A 17,323-nucleotide genomic window follows, 5' to 3' on the forward strand; every position below is an offset into this window, starting at 1 on the left:
GGCCGTCGCGAGGAAGCGGCTCAGGGCGATATACGCCGTGATGCGCGACCGGGTGCCCTACCGGGAGTAGCCCCGACGGTTGACAAAACTATAGGAACACCCAATGACTACCCAACGACTAGTCCGGACCAAGGCAACGCCGATGTTTTGGCAACGACAGCGAAAACCCGCCAGAGCGAGCAAGGTGCCTTGAAACGAGGCGGCATTGATCTTTTGATCATGCCGCCGAAGTTGAAAGGCAGATTGCCGCTCTGGCGGGTTTGCAGCGTCAACTGGTTACGCGGGCTGGTAAGCCCGCGTAACCCTAATAATTGGCCTCGTAGCCGTTGCCGTCGCCGGTGGGCTCTTCGTAGTAATCGGAACTGTCGCTCGAATCGTCGGAATCGTCAGAGCTGACCGATGAGGTTGCGGTACCGTTTGCGTAGTCGTCAGACGTGTTGTTGCTGAGGTCACCGATCGTAGAGCTGGAACCGTCGGAAAGACCCATGGTGTTGGGACCCTTGGGATCCTTGCCGGCATCGACGCGCTCCATCATTTCCTTGAGCTCGTCCTCGTAGACAAAGACGTAGCTCACACCGTCGATCATGGTGCTGTCGTCGGCGTACGAGGGCAGGTTGGCCGAGTAGATACCGTCGACATCCATACCGCGCATGGCGTTGACCGTAGCCACGATATCCTGAACGCTCATATCGGTTACAAGCATATCGGACAGCGAATTAACCAGGCCAAAGATCTTCGTGGCATCGAAGTTATTGAGAATCTGGTTGGCAAGGGCGCCAAGCACCTGACGCTGGTGGCGCATGCGCGTGTAATCGCCGTCGGCATAGGTGTAGCGGCAGCGGGCATAGGTAAGGGCGGTGGCACCGTCCATATGCTGCTGGCCAGCGGTAATCTTAATATCCAGGTGCTCGGGGTCGTCAACATCATCGGTTGCGTTAATGTCGATACCGCCAACCGAATCAATCAGCGCCTGCATACCGTCGAAGCTGACCTCGGCATAGTGGGAAATCTGAACACCGCACAGCTCGTTGACCGCCTCGACCATGGCCTCGGCGCCGCCAACGGTATGGCAGGCGTTGATCTTCATGGTCTCGCCCTTGTACTCGACCTTGGTGTCGCGCGGAACGGAAATGAGCGTCGCCTGCTTTTGCGTGGGGTCGATGCGTGCCAGGATAATCGAGTCGGCACGATACGTATCCTCGCCCGGACGGCCGTCGGTGCCAAGAAGCAGCACGTAGAACGGATCCTTTGCCTCATCGGTGTCAACCAGAACCCGACGCAGATTGTCAGTAATGACATTAGAATCGCCGAGCTTGCCCATAATGGTGGCAAACCACAGGCCGGCAGCGGTAGTGGCACTCAGCAGCACGCCAAGCACGACAATGAGCGCGACGTGACGAATCGTGTGGCTACGGCGGCGTTGACGAGCGCGCTCGGAATAGCGAGCCACGTTATCGCGACTGTAGATCTTGGCCTGCGCACCAGTTGAGGGTCTTCGGGTGGTGGTATCCGCGAGGGGCTTTTTATTAAACATAGGCAACCTGTATTAGTAGATGACGGGATCGGGGACGGTAGCATGCTCGACATGCGCGCCGAGCGCCTGCAGCTTTTCGACAAACTGCTCGTAGCCGCGCTTGATGTGATGGATAGCCGAAACCTCGGTCGTCCCGTCGGCGATCAAGCCCGCTACGACGAGGGCCGCTCCGCCGCGCAAATCGGGCGAGGTAACCTGTGCACCCGAGAAGCCCTTGACGCCATGAATCATGGCATGATGGCTCTCGATACGAATGTCGGCACCCATGCGCACCAGCTCAGAGGCAAACATAAAGCGATTCTCGAAGATGTTCTCGGTAATAACGGAACTGCCGTCGGCAAGGGCGGAGAGCACCATAATCTGCGCCTGCATGTCGGTCGGGAAACCGGGGAACGGAAGCGTCTGGATGTCGACCGGCTTGATACGCTCGGCACGGTTCACATGGACGCCATCCTCGACGCGCTCGCAGTCGATACCCATGAGCTCCATCTTCTTGAGCACCATGCCCAAATGAATGGGGCAAAAGCCCGTGACATCGACACCGCGATCGTCCGCCATCAACGCACCGGCGACGATAAAGGTACCGGCCTCGATGCGGTCGCCCACCACGCGATGGATAACGGGATGGAGCTCTTCCACGCCTTCGATAGTCACGACGGGCGTACCGGCGCCAACAATCTTGGCGCCCATCTCGTTGAGCATGTTGGCGAGATCGACGATCTCGGGCTCGCGGGCGGCATTGTCGATAACCGTGGTGCCCTGTGCGCGCACAGAGGCCATGATGAGATTCTCGGTCGCACCGACGCTGGCGAACTCGAGCGTGACGGTGGTACCGCGCAGACCTTGGGGCGCATTAGCGTTGATGTAACCGTAGGCGGTATCGAACTCAACGCCCAGGGCCTCAAGACCAAGAATGTGCATATCGATCTTACGAGCACCCAGGTTGCAGCCGCCCGGCATGGCAATTTTGGCGCGATGGAAGCGGCCCAGCAGGGGCCCCATGACGGCGGTGGAAGCGCGCATCTTGGCAACGAGCTCGTAGGGGGCCTCCCATGAATCGACCTGAGAGGTATCAATCTCGAGCGTGTGCTCGTCGAGAACATCGATCGTAGCGCCCATGCCCTTGAGCACCTTGCCCATCACGTGGACATCGGAAATATCGGGCACGTTCTGCAGCGTCGTCTTGCCCGGCGCCAGAAGCGTTGCCGCCATGAGTTTGAGCGCGGAGTTCTTGGCGCCCGAGACGGGCACGGAGCCTCCGATGGCGTGGCCACCCTCAACGCGGATAATATCCAAGGTCTACCCTTTCAAAAAGCATGCCCGGGGTGGCTGGGCCATCCCGGGCATGATGTGTTCGCAAATGGTCGAACGCTAAATCGTTTGACTATTGGGCAAGCTTGAGCTTACACCATGCGATTTCATTATAGAGGTAGGCGCGGCGTGCATCATCCTCCGACAAATTACCCAGCTTCTCTTCAAAACCTTGAATATCAGCTTTAAGCTTGTCGGCATCGACGGTCGCCAAATCGCAAGCGCGCTCGGCGAGAACGGTCACGACATCGTCCGCAACCTGGGCATAGCCGCCGGCCACGGCAAACGTGTGGTCGACAGTGCCCATGGCCTTATCGGAAACGCGAACGTAACCGCGGTCGATCGTGCAGATCTCGCTGGAGTGAGCAGGCAGGACGCCAAACTCGCCATCCGTGGACGGAATCGACACAAACGCAGCGTCGCCCTCATAGGCGCAGCTCACGGGGCACACGATGCGGATACGCATAACCTACTTCTCCCCCATCTTGCGGGCGCGCTCGCGCACGTCTTCAATCGTGGAAGCATAGCGGAAAGCCTGCTCGGGCAGGTCATCGGCCTTGCCGTCGACAATCTCGGCGAAAGAGCGGACGGTATCCTCGACGCGGACGTAGACACCGGGGTTGCCGGTGAACTTCTCGGCGACGTGGAAGGACTGCGAGAGGAACTGCTGAATCTTACGGGCACGGTTGACCGTAAGGCGCTGCTCCTCGGACAGCTCGTCCATACCCAGAATGGCGATGATGTCCTGAAGGTCGGAGTACTCCTGCAGGAGCTCCTGGACCTTGACGGCGACACGGTAGTGCTCCTCGCCGACGATCGAGGGATCGAGAGCGTCGGAGGAAGATGCGAGCGGGTCGATAGCCGGGAACAGGCCAAGCGACGAAATGCTACGCGAAAGAACCGTGGTGGCGTCGAGGTGCGTAAACGTCGTGGCAGGCGCCGGGTCGGTCAGGTCGTCTGCGGGGACGTAGACAGCCTGGACGGAGGTAATGGAGCCCGTCTTGGTCGAGGTAATGCGCTCCTGGAGGTCGCCCATCTCGGTTGCCAGCGTGGGCTGGTAACCAACGGCGGACGGCATACGGCCCAGCAGTGCGGAAACCTCGGAACCTGCCTGGGAGAAGCGGAAGATGTTGTCGATGAACAGCAGAACGTCCTGGCCGCGATCGCGGAAGTACTCAGCGGTGGTAAGGCCGGCCAGACCGATGCGCAGACGCGCTCCGGGCGGCTCGTTCATCTGACCATAGACCAAGCAGGTCTTGTCGATAACGCCAGACTCGCTCATCTCGAGGAACAGGTCGGTGCCCTCGCGGGTACGCTCGCCGACGCCGGTGAACACCGAGGTGCCGCCGTGCTCCTGGGCGAGGTTGTTGATGAGCTCCTGAATCAGAACGGTCTTGCCGACGCCGGCGCCGCCGAACAGGCCGGTCTTGCCGCCACGGATGTAGGGCTCGAGCAGGTCGACGGCCTTGATGCCGGTCTCGAAGATCTCGGTCTTGGTGGTGAGCTCGTCAAAGCGGGGCGCTGCATGGTGGATGGGGTAGAACTCCTCCACCTCGGGCATGGGCTTGCCGTCGACGGGCTTGCCCATGACGTTCCAAATGCGACCGAGCGTCTTGGGACCAACGGGCATCTTCATGGGCTCACCGGTATCGGTGGCGATGAGGCCGCGCTGCAGGCCGTCGGTCGAGGACATGGCGACCGTGCGGACGACGCCGCCCGGAAGCTGGCTCTCGACCTCGAGGATCGTGCTCAGATGACCGATCGGGGTCTCGGCCTCGACCGTGAGCGCGTTGTAGATCGGGGGCACCGCGCCGTCAAACTTGACGTCGACGACAGGGCCGATGATTCGCACGATGCGACCATCACCGGCAGTCGTCTTCTTGGTGGCTTCCTCGACCGCAAGCTTTACGGTGTTATTAGCCATTACTGTTCCTCCAATGCTGAGGCTCCGCCGACGATCTCGTTAATCTCGGTCGTGATCGAAGCCTGGCGCACGCGACTATACGTGCGGGTAAGGGTCGAGATGATCGCGGTGGCGTTTTCCGTCGCGGAGTGCATGGCCTTGCGGCGTGCACCCTGCTCGGCAGCCGCCGAATCGATCAGGGCCTGGTAGATGACCGTCAGGATATAAGACGGCACAAGCTTGCCGAGAACATGCTCGGGAGAGGGCACGAACTCGAACGTGGACGAGATGCGCTTAGGGGCGTCGGTCTCGTTCTTACGCGGACCGTGGGCCATAGCGATCATCTCGGGGTCGAGCGGCAACAGATGCTCGACGCGAAGCTCCTGATCCACGCGGTTCTTGGCGTGGTGGTAGACAAGCTCGACACGGTCAAGCTCACCGGCACGATACGCATCGCAGATATGAGAGGAGATCATGCGGGCCTGATTGAAATCGGGCTCAGAGGAGTTGCCCTCAAAGTGCATGACGACGTTTGCGCGGTCACGGAAATACGTGGCCGGCTTACGCCCGCACGCGATGATCTCGCACTCGATGCCGTCGTTCGCCCAAGAAGCGGCGAGCTTTTCGGCCGTGCGCTCCACCGTCGTATTGAAACCGCCGGCAAGGCCGCGGTCCGAGGCAATAACGACAATCAGGCCATGCTTGACGCTCTCATGCTTCTGCAGCATGGGATCGGTGCCCGAACAGGAGGCGTCGCCGGCGACCGTCAACATGACGTCGGTCAGCGCCTCCTTATAGGGCTCGGCCTGCTTGGAGCGATCGAGGGCACGACGGATCTTGGCCGTAGAGACCATCTCCATCGTGCGCGTGATCTGCTTGGTCGTGGTAACCGAGGAGATTCGCTTCTTAATGTCGCGAAGGTTGGCCATGGGGCTTAGTTCTCCTCTGATCCAGAAACATCCGAATGGTGCTTGGCCATGAACTGCTGCTTGAAGTCGCCGATGACGCGCAAGAGCTCAGCCTTGGTGTCATCATCGATCTTCTTGGCGCGAACCTTGTCGAGCAGCGAACCAAAGCCATTGTCCATGTACTCGATGAGCTCGGCACGGAAGGGCAGCACGTCGGCGATCTCCAGGTCATCCAGGAAGCCCTCGTTGCCAGCGAACAGCGTAACGATCTGCTCGCCAACCTCAAACGGCTTGTAACGCGGCTGCTTCAGGAGCTCGGTCATGCGAGCACCATGGGTCAGCTGCTTCTGAGTAGCCTCGTCGAGGTCGGAGCCGAACTGCGTAAAGCCAGCGAGCTCCTGGTACGAAGCGAGGTCCAGGCGAAGGTTGCCGGCAACCTGCTTCATAGCCTTGGTCTGCGCATCGCCACCGACGCGGGACACGGAGATGCCCACGTCGACTGCCGGGCGCTGACCCTGGAAGAAGAGCTCGGACTGCAGGTAGATCTGACCATCGGTAATGGAAATGACGTTGGTCGGAATGTAGGCCGAGACGTCGCCGTCCTGGGTCTCGATGATCGGCAGTGCCGTCATGGAGCCGTAACCGTTCTTCTTGGACATCTTGACGGCACGCTCGAGCAGACGAGAGTGCAGGTAGAAGATGTCGCCAGGATAGGCCTCGCGTCCGGGCGGACGATGCAGCGTCAGCGACATCTGACGGTAGGCCACAGCCTGCTTGGACAGGTCGTCGTAGATGACGAGCACGTGGCCGCCGGGGTTGGTCTCGCTGGCGGGCTTGCCGTCCTCGCCGTTGTACATGAAGAACTCGCCGATAGCGGCACCGGCCATAGGCGCGATGTACTGCATAGGGGCGGAATCGGCAGCGGTGGCCGAAACGATGATGGTGTAGTCGAGCGCACCGTGCTGAGCGAGGGTCTCGCGGATGTTGGCAACCGTGGAGGCCTTCTGGCCGATGGCGACATAGATGCAGACCATGCCCTTGCCGCGCTGGTTGAGGATAGCGTCGATGGCGATGGCGGTCTTACCGGTCTTACGGTCGCCGATGATGAGCTCACGCTGACCGCGGCCAATAGGCACCATGGAGTCGATAGCGAGCAGACCGGTCTGAACCGGCTCGCACACCGGGGTACGATCGATGACGCCGGGAGCCTTGAACTCGATGGGGCGACGGTGCGTGGCGACGATGTCGCCCAGGCCGTCGATGGGCTGGCCGAGCGGATTGACGACGCGGCCGAGCATGGCACGGCTCACGGGGATATCCATAATGCGGCCAGTGGTGCGGCACTCGTCGCCTTCCTTGATGGAGTCGACGGCACCGAACAGAACGGCGCCGACCTCGTCACGGTCAAGGTTCTGGGCAAGGCCGAAGACGGTCTCACCGGTATCGGAGCTCTTGAACTCCAGAAGCTCGCCTGCCATGGCGCTCTTGAGGCCGGAGACGCGCGCGATGCCGTCGCCTACCTCGTCGACCGTTGAAACCTCATGCGTATCGACCGTCGCGGAGAGGCTCGTGAGCTGCTCCTGCAGTTTCTTGGCGATATCCTGGGCATTGAGGGTTTCGGACATTAGGCTTCACCTCCGTACGAATTAGCAGAGTTTGCGAGGGTCTCCTGCGCGATGCGCAGCTGCGTCTTGACGGAAATGTCACGACGCTCGCCGCGGGCCTCGAGCACCAGGCCGCCCACGATAGACGGGTCAACCTGCTCGATAAGGAATACCTTGCGGCCGAAGTCCTGCTCGCATTTCTTAGTGATGGTTTGACGCAGCTCGTCGTCGAGCGGGATCGCCGTGGTGACGGTCACGCCCACTACATCCTCGTCTTCCTCGGCAACATACTTAAAGGCAGCTGCCACCTTGGGAAGAAGGTCGAGCTGGTCGCGCTTGGACATGGTGTCGAGCACGGCGATGATCTCGGGGCTGGCAGAAGCCAAGCGCTCGATCATCTCGAGGTCCTCGAACACATGGTTCTCGGCCTTAGCGGCTTCCAGAAGGGAGCGCGCGTAGGTCTCGAGCACCTTGTCCTGATAGCGGCTAGTCGGCATTCAGGCTACCTGCTTCCTGGATGTAGCGCTCGATGAGCTTCTTCTGCTCGGCATCGTCCTCGAGTGCCTCGCCCACGATCTTGGTGGCGACGGCAACGGACAGGTCGGCGATGGAGCTCGCGGCACCGGCGTAAATGGACTTGCGCTCGTCCTCGACGGTCGTATGGGCCTTGGCGATGATCTCCTCGGCCTCCTTGTGAGCAGCCTCGATGATACGGGCGCGCTCGGACTCGGCGTCCTTACGGGCCTCGAGAACGATGTCGGCAGCCTGACGACGGGCGTCGGTGACGATCGAGTCGGACTCAGCGCGCTTGGCGATAGCCTCCTGCTTGGTCTTCTCGGCCTCGTCGAGGCTCTCCTCGATCTTCTTGCCGCGCTCCTCCATGGTTTTCATGATGCCCGGCAGGGCGACCTTGGCCAGCACGATCCAGATAATCAGGAAGGCGATAAGCGCCGGGATGAACTCCGCCATCTTAGGGATGAGGATGTCCGCACCGGCAGCGCCGTCCTCGGCGAACGCGGAAACCGGCATGAGCAGCGCGGCCGCGGACGCGGAGAGTGCGATCGCGCTCTTCTGGGATGAAAGATTCATACTTGACGCTCCGTGCTATTTAACGATCAGCGCGACAACGAAGCCGATCAGAGCCAGAGCCTCGCCGAAGGCGGAGCCCATAATGAAGACGGTGAACACGCGGCCCTGGACCTCAGGCTGACGGGCCATAGCACCCGTAGCACCCAGAGCAGACAGGCCGATAGCAAGACCAGCGCCGATAACACCGAGACCGTAACCGATAACTCCCACGATTCCTCCTTTGTCGTGCGTGTCTTATTTCACGCAGGATAACCTTTTTATAACTGCCGGGCTCCATGGGTACGGGCACCGGCGGTTTAACGAATTACCTTACCTTTAAGGCGCGAACGGAAGACTACTCCTCCTCCGCGACCTCCTCTGCCTCGGAGACATACACGGCGGTAAGGACCGTGAAGACGTAAGCCTGGATGGCGCCGACCACAAGCTCGATCGCATAGATCAGGATGAGGATGGCAAGCCAGGCCAGCGAAGGCAGGGCGCCAACGGCGTGGGCCGCGGAAACCTGCTGAAGCAGCGGCTGCATGAACATGCTCGCCATGATGGCGAACGAGCCCATGACCACGTGTCCTGCGAACATGTTGCAGAACAGACGGACGGCGAGCGTGATGAGGCGCAGGAAGGTCGAGAAAAGCTCGACGACCCACACGAGCACGTTCATCGGGAAGCTCACGCCCTGCGGGGCGAGGCTCTTGATGTAGCCGATCACGCCGTGAGCCTTGCATCCGTAGTAGATGAAGTACACGAAGGCGAAAATGGCGAGTGCGGCGGTGGAGCCGATTGCGCCGGTGCCGGGCTTCATTCCCGGGATCAGGCCGATCATGTTATTGATCAGGATGAACAGGAAAAGCGAGCACAGGAACGGGAAGTGCTTCTTCCAGTTCTCACCCACGACACCCTTGCCGATATCGTTCTCGACGTACTCGATGATGTACTCGAAACCGTTGACGAAGAAGCCCTTGGGAACCAGGGTCTGCTTCTTCTTGAACACGGCCAGGACGATCAGGAGCACGATCGTGGAGACGATCAGCCAAAACGAGTACTGCGTGATGCCGCAGCTCAGATCGCCCACGACAGGGGTGGAGCTGAACTCGCTGACCAGATGATTAATCTCATCAGGCAGCTTTTCAAAAATTTCCACGACTTACCTTTCGACCTCATGAGGATCTCGCAGCGCCTTGGCGACACGAACCGCGCAGGCGGCCATAAAGGCCACGAAGCCGATCGCCTCGCCCAGGAGGAACATGCGAAATGCCTCTCCGAACAACACAAACACAACCAAGGTAAAGACGAGCAGGGCGATTGCCGAGACCGCCAGACTCACCATACCCTTGAGCATGTCCGCATTCTGTTTATCGTCAAGAACCGGCTTGAGCGTAAAGACAAAGGGAAGGAAGGCAATTGCGCCCGCGATGGCGCCTGCAACGATAGCGAGCAGATCGGCTATCTGAAACACTGGCGTCCTCACTTTCCTTTTTAACGCTTCACAGAACAGTTCCCGCCAAACATTGGTGACTATTGTACGAGCCAATCGCTAAAGTACAACCGAAAAAGCATCGGTTAATACGCACCTGTTCGTTTTCTTAAGACCTTCTTTATGCCGCAGGTACGGTAATACGTTTTTCTCGAACCCTGCAGGGCAAAACGTCCGTTAACAGGAGTGCGCGCGGTCGCCTTTTGTTCGTCCGCGCGCACCGTTTCTTCGTATTTGCAGCCGCGGCCGTTTAGCCCAGCGACTAGAGCGTGCCGTAGATGCGGTCGCCGGCGTCGCCGAGGCCGGGAACGATGTAGGCAGCCTCGTTGAGATGGTCGTCGATGGCGCAGGTATAGATATGCACATCTGGGTCCTTCTCGGTCAGCGACTTGAGGCCCTCGGGGGCCGCGACGATGCACAGCATGCGGATGTCCTTGACACCGCGCTCGCGCAGGTAGCTGATGGCCATCTCGGCCGAACCGCCCGTGGCAAGCATGGGGTCGACGACCAGGCAGATGCGCTGGTCGATATCCTTGGGCATCTTGCAGTAATACTCGTGCGGCTCGTGGGTGACCTCGTCGCGCTCCATGCCGATGTGACCCACGCGAGCGGAGGGCACCAGGTCGAGGATGCCGTCGACCATGCCAAGGCCCGCACGCAGGATGGGCACGATGGCGAGTTTCTTGCCGGCAAGCTGTTTGAACGTGGCGGTAGTGATGGGGGTCTCGACCTCGACGTCTTCCATAGGCAGGTCGCGCATGGCCTCGTAGCCGTCAAAAAGCGCGAGTTCGCGCACGAGCTGACGGAACTGGTTGGTGCCGGTGTTTTTGTCGCGCAGGATCGACAGCTTGTGCTGGACGAGCGGGTGATCGACAAGCGTCACACGGGACGCATCGTAGGTGACGGTCATGGGTTGATTGCCCCTTTCGTTGCGGCCGCAAAACGGCCTTGCTGACAAGGCGCGCAGCAATGTCGCCACCGCACGCCATGCATTAGTTTAGCGGTTTGTTGTATCGAGCAGCCCATCGCGGCCCTACTGTGCGGTACTGAGCGAGCGCTTGACTGCATCACGCCAGCCCGCAAGGTTTTGCTCGCGGCGCTCGGCGGACATGTGGGGAAGGAAGGTCCTAACGATCTGGGCATTTTGCTCCAGCTCTTCCAGGTCTTCCCAATAGCCGACGGCAAGACCCGCCAAGTACGCGGCACCGATTGCCGTGGTCTCCACCGTCTCGCATTGCAGCACGGGGATATCCAGCAGGTCGGCCTGGAATTGCATGATGAACTCGTTGCGCGAGGCACCGCCATCGACAGACAGGCGCTCAATCGAAAGCCCCACGTCCTGCTCCATGGCGCGCAGCACGTCGTAGCTCTGATATGCCATGGATTCGCAGGCGGCACGTACGATGGTCGCACGGCTCGAGGCGCCGGTCAGACCGCACACGATACCGCGAGCATGCGGGTCCCACCAGGGAGCACCCAAACCCGCAAAGGCCGGAACGAAGTAGCAGCCCTCGTTGTCGCTAATCGAAGCGGCGAGTTGTGCCGACTCGCTCACGCTCGAGATGATGCCCATGTTGTTGCGAAGCCAGTTCATCGTTGAGCCGGCGGCAAAAATAGAGCCCTCGAGCGCATAGCTGACTTTGCCGTCCGCAGCGATACCGATGGTGGAGACCAGGCCATTCTTGGATTCGACGATCTCGTCGCCGGTGTTCATGAGCATAAAGCAACCCGTGCCATAGGTGTTTTTGGTCTGGCCGGGACGGAAACAGCAGTGGCCGAACAGCGACGCCTGTTGGTCACCCGCCACGCCCATGATGGGCGGCATGTTGGTCATGATGTCGCTCGCGACGCGGCCGTAGTCGCCCGAGCTCCAGCGAACCTCGGGCATCATGGAACGTGGAACGTCAAAGAGTGCCAGCAGGTCGTCGTCCCAATCGAGCGTATGGATATTAAAGAGTGCCGTGCGGCTGGCATTGGTGTAGTCGGTGGCAAAGACCTGGCCGCCGGTGAGGTTGTAGATGAGCCAGGTGTCGATGGTGCCAAACATGAGGTCGCCCGCCGCCGCGCTTTCGCGTGCGCCGTCGACGTTGTCGAGAATCCACTGCACCTTGGAGGCCGAGAAATACGGGTCGAGCGTGAGTCCCGTGCGGGAGCGCACCAGCCCTTCTGCGCCCTGCTCGACAAGCTCGTCGATCAGAGGTGCGGTACGGCGGCACTGCCATACGATAGCGTTATAGATCGGCTGACCGCTCACGCGATCCCAGACCACCGTGGTCTCGCGCTGGTTGGAGATGCCGATGGCGGCAATGCGGTCGGAGTGGATACCGCTCTTAAACTGGACTTCCATCATGACGGCGATTTGACTGGCAAAGACCGCCATGGGGTCTTGCTCTACCCAACCGGGACGCGGAAAACTGGTTTTGACGCTGCGACGTGCCTGCGCGACGATGCATCCGTACTCGTCGACGATGGTCGCAAGTACCGAGGTGGTGCCGCAGTCGAGCGCCATGATGTAGGAACCGCCAAAGTTAAACGAGGCATCTTCCATGCCCAGGCTGCCCAGATTCAACGACATCGCTTACACCTTTCTATTGCATCGGGTCGGACAGGACCCGTTCGATCTCTGATGCGGGAAGTGCGCCTTGGCGCAGGATCTGGAGCCCGCCGTGCTGGAACGACACGATGGTCGAGGCGTCGCGACACGGAGTCTCACCGGCGTCGACGGCCACATCGACCCCCTCCAGGATGCGACCCTCGACGGCGGCAAAGCTTGCCGGCGAGGGCGCACCGTGCGTGTTGGCGCTCGTGCAGGCAAGGGGACTGCCGCAGGCGCGGATGAGCGCCTGCACCACAGGCGAGGCCGACGCGCGAAGAGCCACCGTGTCGTCGGCGGCACGCATAAAGGTCGGCACGCAGGGGGCTGCCTTAATCACGATAGTCAGGGCTCCCGGCCAGCATCGTCGCGCGAGTACGCGGGCATCTTCCGGGATATCCACGCCATAGCGGTCGAGTGCTTCGACGCCATCGACCAGCCAAGCCACAGTTTGCGTGAGTTCACGTTGCTTGAGAGTGAAGATACGTCGATAGCCGGTGCCGAGCGCAGGGACTGCGGCGCCGTTGACGGTGACTTGCGGGTCGCATGACCACGACGGGGACTCGCTTGTATCTTGGGGGACGTCATCAGAGAAGGCATTGACTGCCACGGCGACGCCGTAGACGGTCTCGGTCGGGATCAGTGCCAGGCCGCCGCGGCCGAGCACCTCTGCCGTGTGCTCAACGGCAAGCCGATGCGGCTCGCGCGCTCCCTCGTATACCCGATAGACCGTCTGCATGTGTATGCCAGCCCCTTACGCTCTGGTGCAAGTTTGTTTACTGTGGGGCATTCTCGCACGAAACGTTCAACCTATTTGCCCAGAGCGCATGTTGGTTTGGTGAGCGGCTCTAGTAGTCGGTGAAAGTGAGGGGTTATTGAAGGTTTTTAGCGAGCAAGCGTAACGGTACGATCGGGAAACTCAATGCTTGCAACCAGTTTTCCGCCGAGGCTCTCTGCGTACCTGCTCAGCGTGTCGAGCCTCATCGAGCCCAACTCCCCGCGCTCGAGCTCAGATACGCGTTTTTGAGAAACGCCCATCGACTGGGCGATCGATGCCTGCGTTAGGTCTTTTAGCTTGCGAATCTGAGCAAGCTTATAGGCCTCGACACGCTCGTGAGTCCTCTCCTGCTCGGCGGCAATAGAGTCGCGTGTAATCCCGCGGGATTCCATATACTCATGCAGTTCCACCTCGATCGAGCCTCCTTACGTGGCTACGGTATAGTTGCTCGGCCTTTGGAATATTAATCGCATACCAGCCGTTCCATTTTGCCCTTGACGATCCCGCTCGCGACTTATCACCCGCCAACAGCAATACCGCCTGACGTTTAGGGTCAAAGGCGAAGAGGATGCGAATCACTTGCCGACCACACGAGGTCACTCTCAGCTCCTTTAAATGATGAAGCTTCGAGCCCTTTACCCGATCAACCAGCGGACGACCAAGGCTGGGGCCTTCCTTCTCAAGCACCAAAAGATCCGCATAAATCTGCTTCAGCGTAGCTTCATCCTGCTCATCAAGCCAAGGCTCAATGTAATCAAGCACGATACGGTATCGATGCGGCTGATTCGACATACCTTTCTCCTTCTATAATAGAAGTTTTACGGTATATTGCAAGGGCAAACTTACGCAAGTGCCTATTTGTTGAGCTTAAATACGCTGCTTGGGCTCGGTGACGATGGCTCGGACAATGCGGGGGCGATCGGTGAGGTCGTGGACGATACGCACGTCCGAAAGGCCTGCTTGACGACAGAGCTCGGCCGCGGCGTCGAGCGCGCCCTCGTAGAGCTCGCAGGCAAACAGGCCGCCGGCACGCAGCATGTAGGGCGCCGCGTTGAGCAGGCGGCGGAAGATATCGAGACCGTCGGCACCGCCCTCGAGCGCCAGATCGGGCTCAAAGTCCTTGACCTCATGCGGCAGCGAGCGCATGACGTCGGTCGGGATGTAAGGTGGGTTGGAGACGAGCACATCAAAGGTGCCCCACTCTTCGCGGGGAATGGAACTCACCAGGTTTGTGAGGCTGAAGGCGACCTCGTCGGACGTGAGGCCAAGCGCATCACGGTTTTTGGTGGCCAGATCGATGGCGCGCGGCTCGATATCGGTAGCAGTGCAGGTAACGTGGCCGCAGCGCTCCCAGGCAAGGGAGAGCGAAATGCAGCCCGTGCCGCAGCCGACCTCGAGAACGCGGGCAGTGCGGGGCTCGGCTGGGGCAGATACGTTGGCCTCGGCGGCATCTTGCGCGGGAGTCGCCTGTTGGTCGTTGTCCTCAATGGCGATGCCGTATTCGTCGAGCTCGGGCTCGGGGGTTTCCATGGCCTCTGCTTCTGCCGCTTCGGCTTCTGCCGCCTGCGCGGCGGCTTCCTCGGCCTCGCGATCGGCCAGTTCCTCGGCATAAGCGCGACTGCCCAGCACATCGCCGCCTAGCGCCGCCTCGTCGGCAGCTGTGAGGTTGGCGGCACGGCGCTCGGCAGTCGCCCGTTCGTCTGCCAGCGCGGCCTCGGCCTTGCGTGCCTCCTCGACCTCATCGTTCCAAGGCAGCTCAACACGCTGACGGGCAGCAGCCTCGGGGCTCAGCACCTCGGCATCCAGATAATTGAGGACTTCCTCGACGAGCATCTCGGTTTCGGGGCGCGGAATGAGCACACCGGGAGCGCACGCGACGTCAATCATGCGAAACTGCGTGCTGCCGGTGATGTACTGCAGCGGCTCGCCTTTGGCGCGACGAACGACGGCCGCGTGCATGGTCTCGAGCTGGGCCGCGTTAAGCGTCTCGTCCATGCGCATATACAAGTCGATACGCGCCAGGCCCGTGGCCGCGCACAGCAGCCACTCGGCAGAAAGACGGGGATGCTCCTCGCCGCGCTCGGCCAGGTACTCCTTGGTCCACTCGAGACAACGCTTGATGGTCCAGATCTCGTTTGCCATGGGGCCCTCCCCTCTTAAGCGCCGGGCGGCGCGCGAATGTCGGAGCAGATTGTAAGCGAGGCCAGCGCCTGGCAAGGGACGATTGAAAGCGATTATCGAGAATCAGCCCAGAATTTTGCTTGGAGCCCACCTGAAGTGTTCATTCGTCGACGTCTAAATCTGCATCCGTCAAGTTTTTGGCAAGGTTGCCCCAAAACTGACCAATATCTAACCAAGAACTTGCCACATCGCTTGACGCACGACCCATCAAAAATCGCTCCGCGACTTCTTGAACGATATTTTGAGCAATATTTTCGATAGCGGACTTATGCCGTCAATTACCTTAAGCAGGTAAGCAGCTCAAATGCCATAACAGCCGACTGAATAACATCTCAAAGCAATGTGCCCAATGACTCCCTACGGATCATTTGACAACCAAGGAAACGCCGATGTTTTGGCAATGCCAGCGAGCGACGTCCAGAGCGAACAAGTTGGCATGAAAAAGGCAAGGCATAGACCTTCTGGTCATGCCTTGCCTTTTGAATGACAAATTGTCGCACTGGGCGGCGCGCAGCGTCGGCCGGTCCGCCGTTCGGTAGAACGGCGGAACCTAAACGGCCTGTGCCAGCTTCTCGGCACGCTCGGCGGCGGCGAGCGCCTCGATCACGGTGCCGAGCTGGTCGCCCAGAAGGACGCCGTTGTAGGTGGAGTTGAAACCGATGCGGTGGTCGGTCACGCGGTCCTGGGGCTGGTTGTAGGTGCGGATCTTCTCGGAACGGTTGCCGTGGCCGATCTGGCTTTGGCGCTCGGCACCGAGCTCTGCCTGCTGCTTCTCGAGCTCCATCTCGTACAGACGGGCGCGCAGCATCTGCATGCAGACCTCGCGGTTCTGGATCTGGGAACGCTGCTCCTGCGACTGCACCACGGTGTTGGTGGGCAGGTGGGTGATGCGCACGGCGGAATACGTGGTGTTAACGCACTGACCACCAGGGCCGGAGGCGCAGTAGGTATCGATGCGCAGGTCTGACTGGTTGATCTGGACGTCGATCTCCTCGGCCTCGGGAAGCACGGCGACGGTTGCCGTGGAGGTCTGGATACGGCCCTGGGACTCGGTCTTGGGAACGCGCTGGACGCGGTGTACGCCGGACTCAAACTTCATGACGGAGTAGACGCGGTCGCCCTCGACCTTGAACTCGATGGACTTAAAGCCGCCGGCCTCGCTGGGGCTGGAATCGAGCACGGTGGTCTTCCAGCCGCGCGACTCGCAGAAGCGCTGGTACATCTTGTACAGGTCGCCGGCGAAGATGGCCGCCTCGTCGCCACCGGCGGCGGAGCGAATCTCGACGATGGTGTTCTTGTCGTCGTTGGGGTCGCTCGGGATGAGCATGTACTTAATGTCTTCCTCGAGCTGGGGAAGCTTGGCCTCGTTTTCGGAGATGTCCATCTGGAGCATCTCCTTCTCATCGGCATCGGTCGTATCGTGGAGCATTTCCTTGGCAGCCTCGATGTCATCGAGCGCGCCGATGTACTCGCGCGAGGCAGCGATGAGGTCGGACTGGTGCGCGTACTCCTTGTTGAGACGCGTGAACTCCTTGATATCGGAGGCGACGGCCGGGTCGGAAAGCTTCTTCTCGAGCTCCTCGTAGGCCTTGATAATCTTTTCGAGCTTGTCGCGCATGGCGGGACTCCTTTATATGCGTGAAGGTGAAAATCGGCAGAGCTGATGGGGCGCACGGCGCCACTGCGGGGGTAAGCCCGGCTAGAACATGTCGATCTTCAGATACATGCGCATCCCTTCGCGTATGGGGTACATAGTTGCGGTCTAACCCATACATGATAGCGTGCGCAGGCAAACCTGCATATAACCCGCACGGAATGAGTGGACGTAGCCGTTGGGTGTTCCTATAGTTTTGTCAACCGTCGGGGCTACTCCCGGTAGGGCACCCGGTCGCGCATCACGGCGTATATCGCCCTGAGCCGCTTCCTCGCGACGGCCTTGAGCGCCCGCCCG

General features: G+C 60.3%; 18 protein-coding genes. All 18 read right to left on the reverse strand.

Annotated features, from left to right (window positions below; all coding sequences use genetic code 11):
• Positions 1 to 304: 304 nt before the first annotated feature.
• Positions 305 to 1,534, reverse strand: coding sequence for an LCP family protein (locus tag AQ996_RS08560; RefSeq protein WP_055252480.1), 1,230 nt, complete (start codon positions 1,532 to 1,534; stop codon positions 305 to 307).
• 12 nt (positions 1,535 to 1,546) lie between these two features.
• Positions 1,547 to 2,830 carry a UDP-N-acetylglucosamine 1-carboxyvinyltransferase gene (murA, locus tag AQ996_RS08565; protein WP_055252481.1) on the reverse strand — a complete coding sequence of 428 codons (1,284 nt, stop codon included), beginning with the start codon at positions 2,828 to 2,830 and terminating at the stop codon, positions 1,547 to 1,549.
• An 88-nt stretch (positions 2,831 to 2,918) separates the two neighbouring features.
• Complete coding sequence (gene atpC, locus AQ996_RS08570) at positions 2,919 to 3,311, reverse strand: ATP synthase F1 subunit epsilon (RefSeq protein WP_006235718.1); 393 nt, start codon at positions 3,309 to 3,311, stop codon at positions 2,919 to 2,921.
• A 3-nt stretch (positions 3,312 to 3,314) separates the two neighbouring features.
• Positions 3,315 to 4,769: a F0F1 ATP synthase subunit beta gene (atpD, locus tag AQ996_RS08575; protein ID WP_006235717.1), complete on the reverse strand. Its 1,455-nt coding sequence runs from the start codon at positions 4,767 to 4,769 to the stop codon at positions 3,315 to 3,317.
• The gene (atpG, locus tag AQ996_RS08580) at positions 4,769 to 5,677 is read right to left on the reverse strand and encodes an ATP synthase F1 subunit gamma (RefSeq protein ID WP_006235716.1); all 909 of its coding nucleotides are present in this window, start codon (positions 5,675 to 5,677) and stop codon (positions 4,769 to 4,771) included. The genes atpD and atpG overlap by 1 nt, the downstream gene beginning before the upstream one ends.
• A 5-nt stretch (positions 5,678 to 5,682) precedes the next feature.
• Entirely contained in the window at positions 5,683 to 7,281 is a 1,599-nt protein-coding gene (atpA, locus tag AQ996_RS08585; protein ID WP_035138794.1) for a F0F1 ATP synthase subunit alpha, read from the reverse strand.
• Entirely contained in the window at positions 7,281 to 7,757 is a 477-nt protein-coding gene (locus tag AQ996_RS08590; RefSeq protein ID WP_006235713.1) for a F0F1 ATP synthase subunit delta, read from the reverse strand. Before AQ996_RS08590 ends, atpA begins: the two co-directional genes overlap by 1 nt.
• Complete coding sequence (atpF, locus tag AQ996_RS08595) at positions 7,747 to 8,349, reverse strand: F0F1 ATP synthase subunit B (RefSeq protein ID WP_006235712.1); 603 nt, start codon at positions 8,347 to 8,349, stop codon at positions 7,747 to 7,749. The genes AQ996_RS08590 and atpF overlap by 11 nt, the downstream gene beginning before the upstream one ends.
• 15 nt (positions 8,350 to 8,364) lie before the next feature.
• Entirely contained in the window at positions 8,365 to 8,559 is a 195-nt protein-coding gene (locus tag AQ996_RS08600) for an ATP synthase subunit C-like protein (protein ID WP_022094262.1), read from the reverse strand.
• Positions 8,560 to 8,683: 124 nt separating this feature from the next.
• On the reverse strand, positions 8,684 to 9,487 hold the full coding sequence (atpB, locus tag AQ996_RS08605) for a F0F1 ATP synthase subunit A (protein WP_022094263.1): 804 nt from the start codon (positions 9,485 to 9,487) through the stop codon (positions 8,684 to 8,686).
• A gap of 3 nt (positions 9,488 to 9,490) precedes the next feature.
• A complete protein-coding gene (locus tag AQ996_RS08610; protein WP_035138788.1) occupies positions 9,491 to 9,802 on the reverse strand; it encodes a hypothetical protein in 312 nt (103 codons plus the stop codon).
• A 280-nt stretch (positions 9,803 to 10,082) separates the two neighbouring features.
• Positions 10,083 to 10,730 (reverse strand): uracil phosphoribosyltransferase, encoded by a 648-nt coding sequence (gene upp / locus AQ996_RS08615; RefSeq protein ID WP_040359658.1) that lies wholly within the window; start codon positions 10,728 to 10,730, stop codon positions 10,083 to 10,085.
• Between the two features lie 123 nt (positions 10,731 to 10,853).
• The gene (glpK, locus tag AQ996_RS08620; protein WP_055252482.1) at positions 10,854 to 12,395 is read right to left on the reverse strand and encodes a glycerol kinase GlpK; all 1,542 of its coding nucleotides are present in this window, start codon (positions 12,393 to 12,395) and stop codon (positions 10,854 to 10,856) included.
• A 13-nt stretch (positions 12,396 to 12,408) separates the two neighbouring features.
• Positions 12,409 to 13,152, reverse strand: coding sequence for an L-threonylcarbamoyladenylate synthase (locus AQ996_RS08625; protein WP_055252483.1), 744 nt, complete (start codon positions 13,150 to 13,152; stop codon positions 12,409 to 12,411).
• A 146-nt stretch (positions 13,153 to 13,298) separates the two neighbouring features.
• Positions 13,299 to 13,601 carry a helix-turn-helix domain-containing protein gene (locus AQ996_RS08630; protein ID WP_055252484.1) on the reverse strand — a complete coding sequence of 101 codons (303 nt, stop codon included), beginning with the start codon at positions 13,599 to 13,601 and terminating at the stop codon, positions 13,299 to 13,301.
• The gene (locus AQ996_RS08635; protein WP_055252485.1) at positions 13,588 to 13,983 is read right to left on the reverse strand and encodes a type II toxin-antitoxin system RelE/ParE family toxin; all 396 of its coding nucleotides are present in this window, start codon (positions 13,981 to 13,983) and stop codon (positions 13,588 to 13,590) included. The genes AQ996_RS08630 and AQ996_RS08635 overlap by 14 nt, the downstream gene beginning before the upstream one ends.
• 75 nt (positions 13,984 to 14,058) lie before the next feature.
• Positions 14,059 to 15,333, reverse strand: coding sequence for a N5-glutamine methyltransferase family protein (locus tag AQ996_RS08640; RefSeq protein WP_055252486.1), 1,275 nt, complete (start codon positions 15,331 to 15,333; stop codon positions 14,059 to 14,061).
• A gap of 589 nt (positions 15,334 to 15,922) precedes the next feature.
• Entirely contained in the window at positions 15,923 to 16,990 is a 1,068-nt protein-coding gene (gene prfA, locus AQ996_RS08645; protein WP_055252487.1) for a peptide chain release factor 1, read from the reverse strand.
• Positions 16,991 to 17,323 lie beyond the last annotated feature (333 nt).

This window comes from Collinsella aerofaciens, assembly GCF_001404695.1.
Taxonomy (GTDB): Bacteria; Actinomycetota; Coriobacteriia; order Coriobacteriales; family Coriobacteriaceae; genus Collinsella; species Collinsella aerofaciens_E.

Excerpts from the sequence above, each read along its gene's own strand:
- atpC (WP_006235718.1), bottom strand. The coding sequence starts at position 3,311 with ATGCGTATCCGCATCGTGTGCCCCGTGAGCTGCGCCTATGAGGGCGAC.
- AQ996_RS08590 (WP_006235713.1), bottom strand. The coding sequence starts at position 7,757 with ATGCCGACTAGCCGCTATCAGGACAAGGTGCTCGAGACCTACGCGCGC.
- atpD (WP_006235717.1), bottom strand. The coding sequence starts at position 4,769 with ATGGCTAATAACACCGTAAAGCTTGCGGTCGAGGAAGCCACCAAGAAG.
- prfA (WP_055252487.1), bottom strand. The coding sequence starts at position 16,990 with ATGCGCGACAAGCTCGAAAAGATTATCAAGGCCTACGAGGAGCTCGAG.
- atpG (WP_006235716.1), bottom strand. The coding sequence starts at position 5,677 with ATGGCCAACCTTCGCGACATTAAGAAGCGAATCTCCTCGGTTACCACG.
- upp (WP_040359658.1), bottom strand. The coding sequence starts at position 10,730 with ATGACCGTCACCTACGATGCGTCCCGTGTGACGCTTGTCGATCACCCG.
- atpA (WP_035138794.1), bottom strand. The coding sequence starts at position 7,281 with ATGTCCGAAACCCTCAATGCCCAGGATATCGCCAAGAAACTGCAGGAG.
- AQ996_RS08625 (WP_055252483.1), bottom strand. The coding sequence starts at position 13,152 with ATGCAGACGGTCTATCGGGTATACGAGGGAGCGCGCGAGCCGCATCGG.
- AQ996_RS08560 (WP_055252480.1), bottom strand. The coding sequence starts at position 1,534 with ATGTTTAATAAAAAGCCCCTCGCGGATACCACCACCCGAAGACCCTCA.
- AQ996_RS08635 (WP_055252485.1), bottom strand. The coding sequence starts at position 13,983 with ATGTCGAATCAGCCGCATCGATACCGTATCGTGCTTGATTACATTGAG.
- AQ996_RS08640 (WP_055252486.1), bottom strand. The coding sequence starts at position 15,333 with ATGGCAAACGAGATCTGGACCATCAAGCGTTGTCTCGAGTGGACCAAG.
- atpF (WP_006235712.1), bottom strand. The coding sequence starts at position 8,349 with ATGAATCTTTCATCCCAGAAGAGCGCGATCGCACTCTCCGCGTCCGCG.
- glpK (WP_055252482.1), bottom strand. The coding sequence starts at position 12,395 with ATGTCGTTGAATCTGGGCAGCCTGGGCATGGAAGATGCCTCGTTTAAC.